The following is a 17,202-nucleotide window of genomic DNA, read 5'->3' on the forward strand; positions in this document are numbered from 1 at the left end:
CAGGTTGGGAAGGCCCTTCTCCAGAGCTTCCAGGTTCTCATTGTTCAGGTCCGCCTTTGCTACGCCGCCGTTGTACTTGAGAGCTCTTACCGTTGCTACGATCACAACTGCGTTGGGCTTAAGACCTGCCATACGGCACTTGATATCCAGGAACTTCTCAGCACCCAGGTCAGCACCGAAGCCTGCCTCGGTTACGGTGTAGTCTGCCAGCTTCAGAGCCATCTTGGTCGCAGTTACGGAGTTGCAGCCGTGAGCGATGTTTGCGAAGGGGCCGCCGTGTACGATGGCAGGTGTATGCTCCAGAGTCTGTACCAGGTTGGGCTTCAGAGCATCCTTAAGGAGTGCCGTCATTGCGCCCTCTGCATGAAGGTCATGAGCGGTAACAGGCTTCTGTTCTGCAACCTTGCCGTAGGTGTAGCCGATGATGATGCGGCCGAGTCTTGCCTTCAGGTCGTTGATGTCGCTTGCCAGACACAGAACTGCCATGATCTCGGAAGCCACGGTGATGTCATAGCCGTCCTCACGGGGCATACCGTTGGTCTTTCCGCCAAGGCCGTCTACTACGTTACGCAGCTGTCTGTCGTTCATATCCACGCAGCGTCTCCAGGTGATCTTTCTGGGGTCGATGTTCAGCTCATTGCCCTGGAAGATATGGTTGTCGATCATGGCTGCCAGCAGGTTGTTTGCTGCGCCGATGGCATGGAAATCGCCGGTGAAGTGAAGGTTGATGTCCTCCATGGGAACAACCTGGGCATAACCGCCGCCTGCTGCGCCGCCCTTTACGCCGAATACCGGTCCGAGGGAGGGCTCACGGAGAGCTACCATTACGTTTTTGCCGATCTTGGAAAGTCCGTCTGCCAGACCTACGCTGGTGGTCGTCTTGCCCTCACCTGCGGGGGTGGGGTTGATGGCCGTCACCAGGATCAGCTTGCCGTTCTCTTTATCTGTTTCCTTTAATAAGTTGTAGTCAATCTTTGCTTTGTACTTTCCGTACTGCTCCAGGTATTTGTCATCGATACCTGCCTTTTCAGCGATCTCAGTGATCGGAGCCATTGTGCATTCCTGAGCAATTTCAATGTCGCTTTTGAATCCCATAATAAACCTCTCCTTTCTCGCCGGGTCATACCCCCGCCTGTACATATGTTTTTGTAAAATAATATATACAGTAGCGAACGCAGCATTGTAACGCAGATGACATTTCCATAGCAGGGAACGTATCTTTCGTTCACCATCAACATTCCATCCGGTGACACTTGACGCACAATACCTACTCTACTTCATACCAGGTTTTTTATAAATCCTTGGCCAAAGTTTTCAGCGTGCCGATGGAGATATCCCCCACCGCCGCCATGTCCTCTCCCATAAAGGCAGAAGCAAAATTGCCGGAGAATAAAATCTGGGCTGAAGGAGGAAACTCCTCATCCCCCTCCCAGATGATAAATTGAAGCTTAAAATTATCCAGGAATGCAAACTCATAGCCTGCATCTCCTACGGAAAGCTTTTCGCCCCCTATCGACTCCATGACCTTTGCAAATACATCCAGCTTGAAGCCAAAAGTGAAGGCCAGCCTTTTTACGCACCGTCCCTGAAACACATCGTTATAATGCCTTCCCCAGGGCATATCTGCGTAAGCATAAAAATCCCCTTTAAATGCAGCTTTTTTTCCCTCCAGAAGATACCGGATAACAAGAATTTTCGTCTCGATATCCGTAACCAGAGGTGCATATCCGCCGTTTTCATCCAGACAGTTCACTTCATAATCAGGATGATGAATGGCATACTGTTTATTCATCAGAGTCACAGTGAAAACTCCTGTCTCTTCATCATAAGGGACACCGCTCACTGCAGACAGCAGCACCGGATCTGCTTCGGCGAACTGCTTTTTATAAATTTCAAAGGGAACTCTGTCCTTTTGATTCTTTTCATAAGGAATGTTCATAAAAACTAAAATCCTTTATCCACTGATTTCCACCTGGGTCACGGACGGAAACAGAGCTGTATTCGTGTGGGGAATGAAGCAGGCCGCCACAAACTCATCCATATATCCAGGGGTTGTAGAGAGCTCCACATAGGTAATGCTTCTGGCCAGCTCATATACCTTTCTCTCTGCTTCCGCCGAAAGAAGCATTGCATAGGAACCGGACAGGGAGGAATTACCGATATAGTGGAATTTCTCTAGAGGAATATCGGGAAGCATGCCAATGCCAACCGCATTCTTCATATTAATACCGCTTCCGATTCCGCCTGCCACATAAACATTATCCACCATGGAAACATCAAAATCCAAGGATGAGATCAGCGTCTGGATACCGGAGAAAATGGCACCCTTGGCACGGATAAAGTTATCGATGTCCACTTCATTGATCTCCACATCCTTGACCGAACCGGCATCTTCCTGAAATGCAAGCACGTAGCTTCCCATGCCGTACTTATCGTGACGAATGCGCTTTCCTTCCCGGATAAATTTTCCTTTGGGGCTGATCATATTGCAGCGGAACAATTCACTGATCACATCAATGATACCGGAACCGCAGAGGCCGACCGGCTTCTGTCCCTCTTCTCCAATCACGTGGAAGGTAGGCTCCATGGTCACAGGATCAATGGTACAGGCCTCAATGGCGCCGTCAGTGGCACGCATACCGCAGCTGATGTCACCGCCCTCAAAGGCAGGACCTGCAGAACAGGCACAGCTCATGAGAAAATCCTGATTTCCAAAAACGATCTCCCCGTTTGTTCCGAGATCAATAAAGACGGAAAGCTCCGGCTTATTCCAGATCATACTGGTTAAGGTTCCTGCAGTGATATCCCCGCCCACATAGCTTCCCACATTGGGTGCAATGATAATATGGGCATCCGGATTAATGTCAATTCCAAGGTCATTGGCAAACACCGCATTTGTCTTGAAAAAGGCAGGAATATACGGTTCCGTCCGAAGAGGCTCCGCATTGATACCGGTAAACAGATGATTCATGGTGGTATTGGCACCTACGCTCATCCTGTAAATCTGGCTTGTCTTCAATCCGCTTGTCCTGCACATGGTATGGATCAGAGGATTGATGGTCTCTTTAATAACTGCATCCTGCAGCTTCTTCTGTCCCCCGGGTTTTCTGGATTCAATGATCCGGTTGATGACATCGGCGCCGTAACGGATCTGTCCGTTTCCGGTAGTCGCTTTGGCCAGAATATCACCGTTGAGCATGTCAATGATCAGCGCAGAAACAGTAGTGGTACCGATATCCACTACCAGGCCGCCGGCACGAACCGTTTCCTCTTTTCCGTAAATGTCATATACAAAAACGTCACGGCTGGTACAACGCACAACACACTGTACCTGAAATTCGTACTGACGCAGCTTATCCGGAAGCTCCTTCAAAACACTGTAGGGAATCCTCACACGCTTGATACCGGTCGCCGCAGCAACAGCTCTTTCCAGCCGTTCTACATCGGGCATGGTATCATCCAGAGTAGGCGCCGTCATTTCCACAGGAATCAGAGACAGACTGTTTTTCAGTTCCAATCCCGCTTCCTGCAGATCTCTCTTTGCATCCTCAAAAATCTTGATTTCCTGAGGGGAGCTCAGGTCCGCTGCTTTCATCCTGCTCTTATAAGCAGAAGCAATATCGGGGACCATGATCTCCACGTCCTCTGTGATCTTGCTCACACAGGCCAGACGCCAGCCGGACGCATATTCTTCGTCGGAAATATGGCGGGTCTTCTGAGAATCAAGGGCACCGGAAAGCAGCTTTACCCGGCATTTGCCGCAGGCAGCATTGCCGGAACAGGGGGCATCGATAGCTACGTTTGTTTTTCTCGCTACCTCGAGAAGGTTTTCACCGGAAGCAGCGAAGGCTTCCACGCCTTCGCCGCTTTCAAACTTAAATGTTACTTTAAACATAACATCTCACCTTAAAAGTCAATTAAACTTCAAGATAAGAATCTGCATACAGGGTAGCGTTTCTGATAATATCGCAGGACTTGATGGTCTCCATCAGTCTCAGGTCATTAGGGTTCACGATTGCAGAAGTCATACCCTTCATCATAGCCATAGCTACCATAGCGGAGTCCATGATGGGACGGATATGCTTGGGCATACCGTTGGAGTTGTTGGAAAGTCCGCCGGTGGTCTTAAGGCCCATATCAGTCAGGTCGCCGATGAAGTTGAGAACGTCCATCTGCTTGTCCTGCATACCCTTGATAACTACGAAGAGCGGATCAAACCACATATCATCCTCAGTCAGACCAAGGGAAAGACCTCTTTCCAGAAGCATGGTGCAGTAGCCCATACGCTCATCATTGTCAGCAGCGATGCCTTCGCCGTTGCAGAGAGCGATAACGATTGCATCGTTTGCAGCAGCAAGATCGATATTCTCGATTCTGCCGGCAGCATCAGCGGAGTTTACGATGGGTTTGCCTTTGGAACGATTGTATACGGAGATACCAGCCTCGATGGCTGCCTTGTTGGAAGTATCCAGAGCAAGGGGAACATTATCGAAGTTGCTCTGAAGCAGCTGAACTGCCCACTTCATCAGATCTTCGCCGTAGCCTTCTGCAGGTCCGATATTTACATCCAGGTAAGTAGCGCCGGCATCCAGCTGAGCTTTTGCTCTCTTCAGGATGGGCTCAGGGTCTCTTTCCAGAAATGCCTTATTTACGATAGGGGCTGTGGTAGAGAGTCTCTCACCGATGGTAATGAATTTTTCCATGATTATGTTCTCCTTTTCTTATTGAAATATAGGGGATTATGCCTGGCCGTTTGCCTGCATATCCTTCAGGAACTTAACGAGCTGAACAGCCTCAGTAGGTCCTACCACGATATTCCAGCCGGGAAGCTTCGCTTCCAGATCGCCCTTCAGTACGGCAACCTTACCAGGGAGAATCAGGGTGCGGTTCTTGATCTTATTCTCGATATCGAACTCCTGAATATATTTTGCAATGGAGCCGGAAGAGAATTTACCGGCAGCCCAGGAGGTCAGTACGGAAAGTCCGCCTGCATCGGAGATCAGCAGATTGCAGGGTACACCGGAACGCTCCAGCTCGCCGGATACCAGGAAGTAGGTAAGGGCAAAGTCTACAGTGGTCAGGCATACAGAATTCTCATCTGCACCGTTGATCGGATAGATACCGGGCTCAATTCTGGGAGCCTTCTGAGGATCAGTAAACAGATTCTGTCTTAATCCATAGAGAGGAAGTGCCTGTGCATAGCTCATCTCCTCAAGGATAACGATGGAACCATACTTCATGGTAAACAGAGTTGCAAGTGCGGTCTGCTGATGAGCATCGCCAGGAGCCAGCTTTGCAACGTTTACGATGGTAGGATAGCCTGCGGTTCTGTCAGGGTTCTTGTCCAGGCAGGCACGACGAAGCAGTACGCCGTTTGCAAAAGCATCTTTTACAGAAGCAGTGCCAAGATCAATGATCAGATTCTTGTTGCCCAGTTTTTCAAGAGCTGCAACGGTATCGTAGATCTCGTCTACATTTGCACCGGTAACACCGAGAACAACACCGGCATCTGCTGCCAGCTTGCTCATAGCTTCATAGTTGGAAGCATCCGCTGCATTAAGTACAGGCTTTGTATCCTTTACTGCTGCCAGAGCTGCAGCTGCAGCTGCCTCATCCTTAACATTCAGGACAAGTGCTCTGTTGGTTGCAGCAGCCTTTGCTGCCAGAGCTGCATAAGCTTCAGCGGAAGCACCGTCTGTATAATCAACAGCGATGAATTCCACATACATACGATCACCGATACGATCGTAATCGATCTTTGCCATATCAGCAAGGACCTGATCAACCTTTGCATCATCCATAGCTGTGGAAACTGTGGAAGCATATCTTGTCTTGTTTACAAAGGTCTTCTCATGTCTGAAAAGAACAGTCTCGCCGCCAAGCTTGAAGGCTGCATCCTTGTCATTCTTGTTGTCAGCAAAAGGCTTCTTGCCGATCTCAATGGTTTTCATAGGCGGTGCAGATGCTTCGGAAAGCTGAGCAACTGCATCTTCGCTCATATGAGGACACTTGTCAATGCCGACTGCACCCTGAGCTACCTTCATAGCAAATGCCATACAGGTAGGGGAACCGCACTCCTTGCAGTTCTTCTTGGGCGTTAATTTAAAAATCTGGATACCAGTTAATGCCATTTTCTTTTCCTCCTGTCCGTACTAAACCAAAGCTTTAATCATTGCGGATACTGTAGCAATTGATGTGGGATGCTTAAGGATAACAGCATCAGAACCGCAGGACAGACATGCAACTGCAGTGGTGATCTCCATGTCGATTGCACGCTCTACTACGGAGCCCCATTCGGGAACGTCTTCCTCAGATGCGGAAGCTTCCTTTACGGACCAGGTTTCATCTGCTACAGGGGTAATGATGGGCATCAGCAGAGAATCATCACTCTGGCCAAGAGCTGCACCCTTAACACGATCCAGAGTAGAGATGCAGTAATCAAAACCATAACCTGCTGCTGCAGAACCAACGTTCATAACAACCTTTCCGGGATCAACGCCCAGCTGCTTGATCAGAACGTTCAGCTGCTTTGCAAGGTTGATATCTACTGCAGACTCAGCGCCGAGAAGCTGGTCATATGCAAGACCTGCTGCAGCACCTACATTCTTGTAGTTTTCTTCTTTTGCGGACATCAGGAGTACATTCTTTCCCTGAAGAGCTTCAGCTACCTTGGCAAGGAGCTGTGCGTCCTTCTCAACATTCTTGCAGCCTTCTACTACAAGAGGGAAATCAACAGCATCAGCAACTGCCTTTGCAACCTCAACCAGCTCCTCAATGGACTTGTTCTCGCCATTGGGATCACCGCCGATCAGCTTCAGAACCAGGAAATCTGCTCCCTCTACTGTAACAGCTTTCTTTGCCATATCTACAACAGTCTCACATCCGGCATAGAATTCCTTGATGCAGTCAGGCTCATCAGCCAGACCCAGATCGGAAATCTCAATACCAATCTTAGCAGGATTAGCAGTCGGATTATCGAATGTATAGAAAGGGTATGTATTGCCCCCTCCTAAAGTTGTAGTTTTGTCGCCGGTGCCGAGCTCAACGCTGCGTACGGTAGCGCTGAATTTCTGTAATTTCTTGTTTAACGGCATTTCCTACTCGCCTCCTTGAATTATTTCTTTGTGTAATAATATTTCAACGGAAGCAGAAGCCCCCTCCCTATCAGGGTGCTTCTGCTGCCGTGATTTATGATGGTGGTTTTTGTTTTGTAAATGATATGCTCACGAAATTCACTTCTGCGTCTGCTTACGCATCCGCGGTTCGTGAATTCTTCTCGTTAAAGCCTGCGCGGGAAAAGCTCACGAAATTCACTTCTGCGTCTGCTTACGCATCCGCATCCGCTTCGCGGATTGTGAATTTCTTTCGCTAAGCTTCCGCAGGAATCAAATGCCTGCAAAGCAGGCGCTTGATTCCCGCTTGCGGAAGCTTACATCATGGGTTCCATGCCAAGAGCGGGATGTCCCTTCTCGGTCAGGAATTCCAGTAAGGTTTCAGGATCTTCTGCGATGGTCTCATCGCCGATCATATCGGTGAAGTTGTCGATACCATACAGTTCTTTTGCAGTTGCATTCAGTCTCTCAGCAACAGATTCTTTCAGATCCTTGGGCATCCATACGATTCTCTCGATGCCGCCCTCAGCCTTCATAAACTTCTTGGAAGCGATGAAGTGCTTGCCGTGTCCCATAAAGCCGGGGGTCTGAACGCCGCCGCCTGTCATGGAAGCCAGATCTGCAAAGGTCATGCCCAGAGGAGTCATGCCTGCGTACTCACGGTTGGCAATGATAACGCCGTTGGAGAAAGGCTCAATACCGCAGATACATTCGAAGCATCCGCAGGAGGTCATCGGCTTCTCCATGATGGAGTACAGGGATACATCCTCAAGTGCACCGTTGGAGAACTTCTTAACTGCTTCGTTAACATCCTCGTACTCACCGATTCTCTCATCGATGGGACGCTCTTTGGTGATTACCTGGCAGGGACCGGTAGGCTCCAGCTCATTGGTAGCCTTTGCATCCAGCCATGAAACAGCACCGCAGAGACCCAGACGCTCGGGAGTAACCACGCATACGTGGCTGGGAGAGAATGCCTGGCACATGATGCAGCTGTAGTATACATCTACAGACTCATCAGTCAGGGATTTCAGTCTGTCATCACGCTTGTCAAATGCGGGGATAGCCAGCTCATGACGAAGTTTTGTAACCAACTCAGGATCGGTGATAACCTTAACCTGGCACTTATCTACTACTGCGTCGAAATCATTCTTGATCTTTGCATAAAGAACTTCGCCGATGTGTTTTGCACGGAAGCCGGCGTCATAAGCAGCGTCACTGATACGAACACGGATCATATCACGCTGACCGGTATGCATAACGCCCTCGATGCAGTTCAGATAGCTGTGGAACTTACGCTCGAATACGGATTCAAAGTCGGACTGCATGCCCTTGCCTGCCACCTCTACGATGTAAGCAATGCTCTGCTTGCTGCCCTTCTCAAAGCTATCGAAGTCAGGTCCGATCAGCTCGATCTTGTGATCCTCGATCTCGGAAGCTTCCTTGGTCTGTACCAGCTCGAAGCAGTCAACTCTGGAGCCGTCAAACTCAACCTGCATCTGTTTCTTACGTACGATCTCGCCTTCAAATGCAGATGCGAAGGCAACAGGGATATCAATGTTTGTAATCTTGATCTTGATGTCGCGGGCCTCAAGGGAGGTTGCGTTGAATTTGGAAATATCGGGCTGTACGATCAGGCTCTTAGGAACCTTGATGTTAACAGCTTCAGAAGTAGCAACATCATCGGTAACTACGGGGAAGCCAAGGGCAATTGCACCGGCACCGCATGCTACAACTACAGGATTCAGAGCGCCGAGAGCATTTACGAATGCAGGCACACGCTCAAAGGTATACTTCATAAGTCCGGCAGCATCTCCGGGCTCAACATTACCGAAGATCAGGGCCGCTCTGACTGCAACGGATACTACATGAAGAACAGAGGTTACATCCTTGCCCAGAGGGATCACACGAACATTAGCGCCCATGTTTACGCCCTTCTCCACACACTGATCGATCACATCGCCAACCAGTGTAACAAGGATACCCTGTGCCTGATAGCTCTTTACAAGTGCTGCTGCTTCATCAGCAGTGGGAGCCTTGCCAAGGATTACAGCTACGCCGGGGATATCGCCGGTTACCAGCGGTACACCCAGCTCACGGATCGTGGCATCACCGAGATGACCGGAGCATCCGGTTCCCTCGTAGGGATCTGCACCATCCAGATATTTCAGTGCTTCGATGAACTCTGCACAAAGAGCGGTACCAACACCGTTCATGAATACATCGTTCAGTTTTGCATTCTTCGTCTCAATGCTCTTAACTACGCCCAGGGCTTCTTTCAATTCACCCAGGTTGGTTACCTTTGTACCTGTTACTGCATAGTAGCAGGGAAGGAAATAAGCTGTCTTAGGGAAAGCAACTGCTTTATCTGCACCATGCTGTGCGATAGCAGCGTCGATGGCACCTTCCGCTAAGCCATATACAGTATCCGCACCGCTAAATACTACATCAAATAGTGTCACTGTTCTACCTCCTAATAATCTGACTCATGGTCGATTTTTTCTTTTATTTTCTGAATTTCCGCTTTGGCAGACGGGCTGAAATCAAAAGGTGATTTCCCCTGTCTGTCTGCATCGATCACCTCAGAATTGTAGTGAATGAAGCCTAAGAGGTCACAGGCAGGAATCTTGCTCCTTATAAACGCCTCATCCTCTTCGCCGCGAACCTTGTTCGCCACGACTCTCACCTGTTTTACTCCAAGGTCATCGGCCAGGCGTTTCACATTTTTATATGTCTGCACGCTTCTTGCACCAGGCTCGATTACCACAATGAACTGATCCATTCCTTCCGTTGTGCCTCTGCCCAGATGCTCCAGGCCGGCTTCCATATCCAGAATGACAACATCATTGCTCCGAAGTACCAGATGATTGATGATGCGCTTCAACATCACATGCTCCGGGCACACACAGCCGCTTCCGCCGGTCTCCACGGTTCCCAGTGTCAGCAGCTTCACGCCGTTGCAGCTCTTTGCATACAGGTCAGGAATATCATCCACCTTGGGATTCATTTTGAAGAAGGTGTTGGTTGCATCCGCTCCCGTCCTCTCCTGAATCAGCTTGCGCATCTTGGAAATCGGAACGATACTGTCAAGCTCTTCCTCGGAAAATCCAAGGGCAAGTCCCAGATTGGCATCCGGATCCACATCGGCTGCCAGCACATTCTTTCCTTCCTCCGCATAAAGCCTTGCAAGGGTGGCGGCAAATGTGGTTTTTCCCACACCGCCCTTTCCTGTTACAGCAATTTTCATGTCTCATTCACCTCTGGTCTAATCACACGGCTGCCGGCATTAGATACCGATTGCAGCTCTCTTCTCTTCGATTCTCTGGATCATGGCATCACCCAGTTTATCAATATCCTTCTCTACTGTGTAAGCAGCGCCGGTCCACTCACGAACACCATCTGTCAGAAGCTGTTCAACCTCGGTAGAACCGGATACATAAGGTTCTACGCCGAGGAAGGTATCAATACCAGTACCAACTACATAGTTGCCGATGGATACAGCCTTCTCAGACATCCACTCAGGTGCACAGCCGACAACAGGAAGCTGAGAAATCTTGAGTCCGGAATCTTTAGCAAGTTCTGCAACCAGATTCATCATACGGGAAATATCCACGCAAGAACCCATATGCAATACAGGAGGGATATCTGCCAGCTCGCAGACTCTCTTTAAACCTGCACCGCACAGATCCTTTGCTCTCTTGTCCATAAGGCCTGCCCTTGCAGCAGCCTGTGCAGAACATCCGGATGCAACGATAATAATGTCGTTAGCGATCAGCTTCTTCATCAGTTCAATGTGAGCGGTATCAGGGCGAACCTTCGGGTTGTTGCAGCCAACCATGGCAACTGCGCCACGAAGAACACCGGAGGTCACACACTCAAGGAGCGGCTTGGTGGTTCCGGTCACATCTACCTGAGAGTTGGTAACTCCATCCAGAGTTTTAACGATTGCCTCCAGAGAATAACCAACAGTAGCCTTCTGTTTCATATCAGGAATATGTACCAGCTCGGGTTTTCTATTCTTAAAGTTCTCAATTGCCATCTTTACAATAGCTTTTGCATTTTCTCCTGCATTTTCAGGGCTGAAACGGATAAAATCAGAATCAGGCATCTGTGCGATCGGAGAGGTTGTGATGAATTTTGTATGGAAGCATTTGCTTAACGGCCCAAGGGCAGGGAAGATACACTGAACGTCAACTACGATTGCCTCGCAGGCACCGGTCAGAACCACATTCTCCTGCTGCAGGAAGTTTCCTGCCATCGGAACGCCGCGGCGCATAGCCACTTCGTTGGAGGTACAGCAGACACCGGATACGGTGATTCCCTTTGCTCCCATTTCCTTCGCATATGCGATCATCTCGGGATCATCTGCATATTCACAGATCATCTCAGAGAGGCTCGGATCATGGCCATGAACAACGATGTTTACATTGTCTGCGTTCATAACGCCAAGATTTGCCTCAGTATCAATGGGCTTGGGAGTTCCGAACAGTACATCGGAGAACTCGGTTCCCATCATGGAGCCGCCCCATCCATCACCCATACCGCAGCGGATAGACTGTTTGATCAGTGCTTCCGGCTTGGAAGAGCATCCCATATGAGTCATATGCATGGAGGAAGCAACTTCACGATCAATTGCACGGGGAGCCAGTTCATTTTTGATCAGAAGCTCTTTCTGAGATTCAGGCATTCTGTCAAGGAATTTCTGGAATCCGAAAGGTTTACCATATTCCATCAGACCTGCTTCAGCAACCTCATGAGCTACATCGTAAATATCTCTGCCCTCAGTCTCAACGCCAAATTCCTTTGCCAGTTTAAGCAGCTTTGCAGGATCTTTGACCTGGTAATTTCCACCCTCTTCTGCACAATGAAGGGTATGGCAGATCTCACGACCATGATCGGAGTGAGTTGCGGCACCGCCTGCAGTGAATTTCAGGTAGTTACGTCCTACGATACCGTGAACGTCACATCCGCAGATGCCTCTGGGCGCCTTGGGGGTAATACGGCAAGGTCCCATCGCACAGATACGGCAGCAGATACCCTGCTCACCGAACTTACAGTGAGGCGTCTGATTCTTCACTCTCATCTGCCAGGAATCAGCACCCACTTTTGCGCCTGTTTCCAGGAGTCTGGCTGTAGCGGCTTCAAACTCCTCAACGCTTGTCAACTTAAAGTCTCCCATTATAAACCTCCTTTAATTTCGGCCCACCCACTACGGACGGGCATTAATTATTTAGAATGTAACAGCTTTTCTACTGCCTGAATCAGAGCCTCTCTCACCGGCGAATCCTCCGGAAGATTGATCGCGGTGGCTTTCCCTTCACAGTCCATTTCATAGACATCCTCGCTGTGAGGGACCACGCCGACCAGATTCAGCCCCTGTTTCTCTATCTCTTCCCGAGTGCCCTCGTTCAGCTTGCCCTCCGGCGCGCGGTTTACGATAAGACCCATCACCTTGGGATTGAGATTGCATTCCTTTACCAGCTCTGCGATCCTTCCAACGGCCTGAACGCCTCTTCTGGAGCAATCGCTCACCAGAAGCACTGCATCCACATGAGGAAGGATTCCGCGGCTGATATGCTCCATTCCGGCCTCGTTGTCCACGACTACATACTGATAGCTGCCGGAAAGTCTGGCCACCTGGGTTGTAAGAAGCCCATTTACATAACAATAGCAGCCTGACCCCTGAGTTCTGCCCATCACCAACATATCATAGTCATCTTCCTCGATCAGTGCGGAATTAAACCGAAATGCTGCATACTCCTGTTTGGACATACCCGCCGGAATCGGACTGGGATTCATCATTTCTGCACGGGCTATCTCCTCACGGATCTCTCCGAGGGTCGCTTCCACCTTCACTCCAAGAACTTCATTCAGATTGGAGTTGGCATCCGCATCCACCGCCAGAATCGGTCCCTTTTCTTTTTTACACAAATATTGAATCAGCAGGCCGCAAAGGGTTGTCTTTCCGACACCGCCCTTGCCTGCAACTGCAATCGTATAGGCCACCTACAAGCCCTCCTTACATCAGATTTTATTGGTATACATGCTGTGAGAACACTGCTTTTTAATCTGTACAGCGAACCTTAACAACGCTGCCTGCCAAATCAACCTCTGTCAGAGCTCCCTTCAGCTGTTTTTCCTGACCAATAATATCGATCAAAGTAATTGTATCGCCGTCAATCAGAATTTTGCTGACATTTCTGAGAAGAAGCGTTTCATCTTCTTCCGCTCTTTTTCCATAAACTGCTGCAAGACACATGATTACCGCCTCCTATTTGTCTGCTTTCAGTAAGGAAAGTGCCACACTGAGACGAACATTGCCGCTTTCAAAATCGGAAACACCTTTTTCGATCTGCTCTGCTGCCTCATCCTTGCCCATGGACCGAAGTTTTTTTGCCATGTCTGCCAGTTCCGCCGCATGATGCTTGTTGTGCTGTACCATATAGCCTACCAGAGCAACGGTCTCATCCTCTGCACTGACGCAGCTGTTACAGCTTCCGGCGCATCCGTGGCTGTGTCCGCATTCATCCCCATGGCTGTGTCCGTCTGCATGATCATGGGTATGTGTATGCTCACCCTCATGTCCCTCTTCATGAACATGTTCGTGGGAATGTTCAATTGTGTGGGTGTGCGCATGCGTATGATGGCAATGAACGACAGCACCATTTTCATCTGTCACTACGTGCATTCCACATTCTCCTTTCTGCGATTTTGAAAAAGAAAAATTATGTTAAATTTTTAATTATATCTATATCATTATACCCTGTTAAGTAATATTAATCAAGGACATTTCTTTTTTTTTGGAGAATTTTTGACAATGTTCACAAAAAAGTACAAAGATTCTTGACACCTACATCTTGTACCCGGTTTTATCTTCCGCAGCAGTGCTTGTACTTCTTGCCGCTGCCGCAGGGACAGGGATCATTCCGTCCGACTTTCTTTCCCTTAACGATCGTTGTCGAGGATTTCTGTTCCTTATAAAGCTCCTTCTGACGCTCCTCGGTGAAAATATCATTCCACTGGGGAAGACCATACAGCCAGTCCGCTTTTGCCGCAACCATGTTTTTATATAAAAGCTCTTTGTCAAAGCCAAGATTTACGGGAGTATCCTCTTCCATAGTATCAATGGGGTTCTGCTCCTTCAGACTGTCGTTGATTCCGTCCAGAAAACCAACCATGATCATCAGATCCACATCGTATTTTTCAGACAATTCCCTGACGGTACCGGTTACCGTTTCGTCCGGATTTGCCAGGAGCTTTTCATAAATACCCTTTTCCAGATTAAAATAATTTCCCCAGAAATAATTACTCTGCTGCTCACTCATCTGGGTCTCGTAAGCCATTTTTCTCCACTGTTCTAATAACGCCATTATTTCTACCATCCTTATACAAATTTTATAATAATGATCTATTCTCCATTATACTATCAATAAACAGTTTATGGCAATAGGAAAATGAATTGTTGCTGTACCCAATTCATGGTATACTATGAACGGACTGAACGTTCTGATCGCGCCGATTGCACGGAGCATGGCATGTGTATCGAACAGATTGAGCATTCCGAACGAGTCATGCATACCAAATCCGATATTATAAAAGGAGACTCCGTATTATGAACTCTGATATCGATTCTTTCGTTGACCTTCATATCCATTCTGTTTTCTCGGACGGTACCTGCACTCCGGAGGAGCTGGCCGATCTGGCAGTAAAACAAAGGCTGGCTGCCATTGCTCTGACAGATCATGATACGGCAGATGGTATCCCCCGCCTTCTGAAGGCCTGTAAGGATCTGAATCTTCAGACGATTCCGGGGATCGAGCTTTCCTGTACCTGGAACGGAAAAAGTATTCATATCCTGGGCTACGGAATGGATTGGCAAAGGGACAGTTTTCGGCAAAAGCTTAAAGAGTGGCAGTCTGACAGGGAAACCAGAAACAGCCAGATCATAGAACGGCTGCAAAAGCGCGGATATGACCTGTCCATGGAACTGCTGCATCTTCGTTTTCCGGATGCAGTGCTCACTCGGGCAAGCATTGCAGTCTTTCTTGCCGAAACAAAACAGGTTCCCGATAAAAACTGGGTCTTTTCCAACCTGATCGGAAAGGGCTGTCCCTGCCATGTGCCGCGAAAACCGGTAGCCCCGGAAGAAGCGATCCGGTTCCTTCTGGACCATGGCGGTATCCCGGTTTTCGCTCATCCGATCCTCAGCCGTATGTGCGAAATACAGCTGGATGAATTTACCGGTTATCTGAAAGCTTTCGGACTTATGGGAATCGAGGGCTATTATTCCGGTTACAGTGCCTCAGACGAAGCACAAATCAAACGAATCGCCAAAAAATACGATCTATTCCTGACAGGAGGCTCTGATTTTCACGGAGCGGCAAAGCCTTCCATTTCCATCGGAACCGGTAAGGGAAAGCTGCAGGTTCCCCGTTCCTGTTTTCAAAGCCTCCTAGAAGCTCAAAGCCGCCTTCAAGCAAACGGAGCGTTACTTCCCGGATGATCCATCCGATTCGTAACGCTCTGTAATTTTTTACAATATGAAATTAGATTCCGGCCTGCTTAAGAAGCTCCGGTACCTTGGACTCCCATCCAAGAGCCATAATATGTACGCCCTGGCAATAAGGCTTACATTCTCTGATAATGCGGGCAGCGATCTCCACACCGGTGATGCCGGCCTTCGTCTTCTCTTTGTCCGCCTTCAGTTCGTCGATCATCTCTTCCGGAATGTGAATACCAGCAACGTTTGCGTTCATGTATCTGCACATGCCCACAGACTTGGGAATTACGATTCCCAGCTGAACAGGCTTACCGAACTGTTTTGCCTTCTCCATGAACTGGATAAACTTCTCAGGCTCATAAACTGCCTGTGTCTGGAAATAATCACAGCCGGCTGCGACCTTTCTTTCCATTTTTGCAAGCTGAACATCCACAGAATCACTGCAGGGAGATACCACTGCACCCTTTGCAAATTTCGGCGGCTCGCCAACCAGTTCATTTCCACCCAGATCCACGCCTGATTCCAGCTGTTTTACTGTGTGAATCAAAGATACAGAGTCCAGATCAAAAACAGGTTTTGCCTGAGGATGATCACCCAGCTTGGTATGGTCGCCCGTCAGAAGAAGCAGGTTTTCGATTCCGAACATTGCAGCACTCAAAAGGTCAGACTGCAGTGCGATACGGTTTCTGTCACGACAGGTCAGCTGGAAAATCGGGGTCAGTCCCTCATCTTTCAAAGCCTTACAGGTTGCCAGAGAACCAAGGCGCATAACGGATGACTGATTATCTGTTACATTGACTGCTGTCACTCCGCTCAGATATGTCTTTGCTTCCTCCAGCATATGCTCAATATGGAATCCTTTCGGCGGTCCTACTTCCGCAGTAACTACAAATTCGCCACGTTCAAATGCTTCCGTAATCTTCATTATCCATTACTCCTAATCATTATATATTTTAACGGTTTCCTTATTTAGATACTTCTTCATCTGTTGCGAAATTACGTATCTGAGTCGGACATTTTAAGGCATCCAGGCGTCCAAGCTGTGCAAGCCGTCTGTAAATGCGTTCCCAGCCGCATTCCATTTCGCCGTCCACTTCACATTTGCCGTTCTTGCTTCCGCCGCACTGTCCGTTGACCAGGCTCTTGGAGCAGGCAGTGATCGGGCAGATTCCTCCGGTTAAGTTCAGGTAGCACTCACCGCACTGATCGCACTTATACTCTAACGGTGTCACTCCCTGGAAGCCCGGAAGCGGGAAGGTGTCACATGCTGCACACACCTTTTTCTCCTCCAGATACTCGGCAACGGTCTGCACGCCGATACCGCAGGATAATACGAGCACCACATCAGCAGCCTCGATCTCATCCATATGTTTCTGAAGACGCAGCTTCATATTATCCGGATTGCATATGTAATCGGTAGTGATGACTCCGGTCACCTGCCCGTTGGCAGCCAGCTCCTTTTCAAGCTCTGCAGCTTCCTTTTCCGGAAAATGGACTTCCTTGCATCCCTGGCAGTTGATGATAAACGCTTTCTTTCCGTCCACCAGTGATACGATAGTTTCCTTTGCTTTTAACTGGGTAATTAACATA

The 17,202-nt window shown here is 48.8% G+C and carries 16 protein-coding genes and 1 riboswitch; of the genes, 1 reads left to right on the forward strand and 15 read right to left on the reverse strand.

The genetic code is table 11. The annotated features are described in order from the left end of the window. The 13 genes from QJ036_RS01730 to QJ036_RS01790 form a co-directional block, all read right to left on the reverse strand. Nucleotides 1-1,095: formate--tetrahydrofolate ligase (locus QJ036_RS01730; protein ID WP_283229713.1), on the reverse strand; the 1,095-nt coding region annotated here is incomplete at its 3' end. Nucleotides 1,096-1,164: 69 nt separating this feature from the next. Next, a riboswitch (THF riboswitch) is annotated at nucleotides 1,165-1,277 on the reverse strand. A gap of 14 nt (nucleotides 1,278-1,291) precedes the next feature. After that, nucleotides 1,292-1,939, reverse strand: coding sequence for a DUF3786 domain-containing protein (locus QJ036_RS01735; protein ID WP_283229714.1), 648 nt, complete (start codon nucleotides 1,937-1,939; stop codon nucleotides 1,292-1,294). A 15-nt stretch (nucleotides 1,940-1,954) separates the two neighbouring features. After that, complete coding sequence (gene acsV / locus QJ036_RS01740; RefSeq protein ID WP_283229715.1) at nucleotides 1,955-3,895, reverse strand: corrinoid activation/regeneration protein AcsV; 1,941 nt, start codon at nucleotides 3,893-3,895, stop codon at nucleotides 1,955-1,957. A gap of 22 nt (nucleotides 3,896-3,917) precedes the next feature. Further along, nucleotides 3,918-4,703, reverse strand: a complete 786-nt coding sequence (gene acsE, locus QJ036_RS01745) for a carbon monoxide dehydrogenase/acetyl-CoA synthase methytransferase subunit (RefSeq protein ID WP_283229716.1) — start codon at nucleotides 4,701-4,703, stop codon at nucleotides 3,918-3,920. A gap of 36 nt (nucleotides 4,704-4,739) precedes the next feature. Beyond that, nucleotides 4,740-6,131, reverse strand: a complete 1,392-nt coding sequence (gene acsC / locus QJ036_RS01750; protein ID WP_283229717.1) for an acetyl-CoA decarbonylase/synthase complex subunit gamma — start codon at nucleotides 6,129-6,131, stop codon at nucleotides 4,740-4,742. A 21-nt stretch (nucleotides 6,132-6,152) separates the two neighbouring features. After that, nucleotides 6,153-7,094, reverse strand: coding sequence for an acetyl-CoA decarbonylase/synthase complex subunit delta (gene acsD / locus QJ036_RS01755; RefSeq protein WP_283229718.1), 942 nt, complete (start codon nucleotides 7,092-7,094; stop codon nucleotides 6,153-6,155). A 335-nt stretch (nucleotides 7,095-7,429) separates the two neighbouring features. Then, nucleotides 7,430-9,574 carry an acetyl-CoA decarbonylase/synthase complex subunit alpha/beta gene (gene acsB / locus QJ036_RS01760; RefSeq protein WP_283229719.1) on the reverse strand — a complete coding sequence of 715 codons (2,145 nt, stop codon included), beginning with the start codon at nucleotides 9,572-9,574 and terminating at the stop codon, nucleotides 7,430-7,432. A gap of 11 nt (nucleotides 9,575-9,585) precedes the next feature. Next, nucleotides 9,586-10,359, reverse strand: a complete 774-nt coding sequence (locus QJ036_RS01765; RefSeq protein WP_283229720.1) for an ATP-binding protein — start codon at nucleotides 10,357-10,359, stop codon at nucleotides 9,586-9,588. Nucleotides 10,360-10,398: 39 nt separating this feature from the next. Continuing rightward, nucleotides 10,399-12,291 carry an anaerobic carbon-monoxide dehydrogenase catalytic subunit gene (cooS, locus tag QJ036_RS01770; RefSeq protein ID WP_283229721.1) on the reverse strand — a complete coding sequence of 631 codons (1,893 nt, stop codon included), beginning with the start codon at nucleotides 12,289-12,291 and terminating at the stop codon, nucleotides 10,399-10,401. A gap of 47 nt (nucleotides 12,292-12,338) precedes the next feature. Continuing rightward, nucleotides 12,339-13,118 (reverse strand): ATP-binding protein, encoded by a 780-nt coding sequence (locus QJ036_RS01775; RefSeq protein WP_283229722.1) that lies wholly within the window; start codon nucleotides 13,116-13,118, stop codon nucleotides 12,339-12,341. A gap of 58 nt (nucleotides 13,119-13,176) precedes the next feature. Further along, entirely contained in the window at nucleotides 13,177-13,371 is a 195-nt protein-coding gene (locus QJ036_RS01780) for a CooT family nickel-binding protein (RefSeq protein WP_283229723.1), read from the reverse strand. A gap of 12 nt (nucleotides 13,372-13,383) precedes the next feature. Beyond that, the gene (locus QJ036_RS01785; protein ID WP_283229724.1) at nucleotides 13,384-13,800 is read right to left on the reverse strand and encodes a DUF8180 domain-containing protein; all 417 of its coding nucleotides are present in this window, start codon (nucleotides 13,798-13,800) and stop codon (nucleotides 13,384-13,386) included. A 181-nt stretch (nucleotides 13,801-13,981) separates the two neighbouring features. After that, entirely contained in the window at nucleotides 13,982-14,482 is a 501-nt protein-coding gene (locus QJ036_RS01790) for an SEC-C metal-binding domain-containing protein (protein WP_283229725.1), read from the reverse strand. A 242-nt stretch (nucleotides 14,483-14,724) separates the two neighbouring features. Here QJ036_RS01790 and QJ036_RS01795 point away from each other — a divergent pair, with 242 nt between their 5' ends. Then, the gene (locus QJ036_RS01795) at nucleotides 14,725-15,615 is read left to right on the forward strand and encodes a PHP domain-containing protein (RefSeq protein ID WP_283229726.1); all 891 of its coding nucleotides are present in this window, start codon (nucleotides 14,725-14,727) and stop codon (nucleotides 15,613-15,615) included. Nucleotides 15,616-15,658: 43 nt separating this feature from the next. Here the strand turns inward: QJ036_RS01795 and QJ036_RS01800 are convergent, their stop codons facing one another. Further along, nucleotides 15,659-16,537: a methylenetetrahydrofolate reductase gene (locus tag QJ036_RS01800; protein WP_283229727.1), complete on the reverse strand. Its 879-nt coding sequence runs from the start codon at nucleotides 16,535-16,537 to the stop codon at nucleotides 15,659-15,661. A 40-nt stretch (nucleotides 16,538-16,577) separates the two neighbouring features. Then, nucleotides 16,578-17,201: a methylenetetrahydrofolate reductase C-terminal domain-containing protein gene (locus QJ036_RS01805; RefSeq protein WP_283229728.1), complete on the reverse strand. Its 624-nt coding sequence runs from the start codon at nucleotides 17,199-17,201 to the stop codon at nucleotides 16,578-16,580. Nucleotide 17,202 lies beyond the last annotated feature (1 nt).

The sequence above is a fragment of the Fusibacillus kribbianus genome, from assembly GCF_030053595.1.
In the GTDB taxonomy this organism is placed as follows: Bacteria; Bacillota; Clostridia; order Lachnospirales; family Lachnospiraceae; genus Lientehia; species Lientehia kribbiana.